Source organism: Bacillus sp. EE-W1, from assembly GCF_009760835.1.
Classification (GTDB): Bacteria; Bacillota; Bacilli; order Bacillales; family Bacillaceae_G; genus Bacillus_A; species Bacillus_A wiedmannii.
Window position 1 is genome coordinate 1 of the sequence record NZ_WIPE01000161.1, and the last position, 1,096, is coordinate 1,096.

At 30.4% G+C, this 1,096-nt stretch carries 2 protein-coding genes; one reads left to right on the top strand and one right to left on the bottom strand.

Going from position 1 to position 1,096, the window contains the following annotated elements; all coding sequences use genetic code 11:
• Positions 1-81 precede the first annotated feature (81 nt).
• A complete protein-coding gene (locus GFJ36_RS28815; protein ID WP_097889982.1) occupies positions 82-714 on the top strand; it encodes a hypothetical protein in 633 nt (210 codons plus the stop codon).
• A gap of 169 nt (positions 715-883) precedes the next feature.
• On the opposite strand, the gene GFJ36_RS30310 is transcribed toward GFJ36_RS28815, so the two are convergent.
• The coding region (locus GFJ36_RS30310) for a hypothetical protein (protein ID WP_481747072.1) at positions 884-1,096 on the bottom strand (213 nt) is incomplete at its 5' end.

Genomic DNA, 1,096 nt, shown 5'->3' on the forward strand with positions numbered 1-1,096 from the left:
ATTTTACTAATTGTTATTAACATAAATTAACACGTATATTTTAGGTACAGAAAGTTAGACAGCAAGGAGGTAGTTAATCTGATGCTAGAGACAAAAAATTCTATAGATATGATAAACAATATAAATTATCATTTGGATCTTGGTAGGGAAAATAATCAACGTTTACAAGACTTTTCGAATGAACAAGACGTATTGCCATATCATGTTTACAAACAACTATTGAATAAACAAGCATCCCAAAAAGAATCGATTAGTCTAGCTCAACCATTTATTCATATTGATACCTTAGCACAAATTCTATATGAAGCATTTCACAGTCAAACATTTACAGCTTTGGTACCTATTCTATTTGTGTTCCAACCGAATATTGTAACTGGTCTATCTACCCCAGGTGCTTATGCAATAGATTTTCATAATGATCATTTTATTCATTTAAAAGCCATCAATATTCAAGAATTTAAAGCAGGAATAGGTGAAAAAAAAGGGCCTATAGCTATTGGATATATGATAAACCAAAGTACAAGCATTCATCATTCAAAAGAATTTATGTATCCAAGGTTACAGGATCAAACTACAGAGTGTATGTTAGCCTTACAAAAGCAATTACACATACATGGAGAGTTAGAAGATCAAATTCAGTTATCATTTGATTTCAAGAAAATAATGATGCCTTTAATAGTCTTACAATGGATTAAACAGACAGCTTTATATTAAAGGTATAAAAAGGATAGTGCCGCTGGGATAGAAGGCAATATAAACTACTTTCTATAATATCTAAACCCAGCAGTAATCGTTATTAATGAAATTAGGAGTAATCCGATGATTATTTTCGCAATATTCGAAAATAATCATCGGAAAATAAAGAATTAGCTAAATTACGTAATTAAGAGTTTGATATACAAGAACTAATTGGTGTAATCGATGCAAATGAACTAAAAAAGATAGCGGGAGATGTGAACCCAGGAGCAATACCAACTGAGGTTATAACTATCGCAGTTAATCTTGAAGTAAGTATTAATTTTTGCACCATAAAGTGAAATGTATAACTCGTTATCCAGAATAAATTAAAAATCGAGAGGATGTTCAATATGTCAAA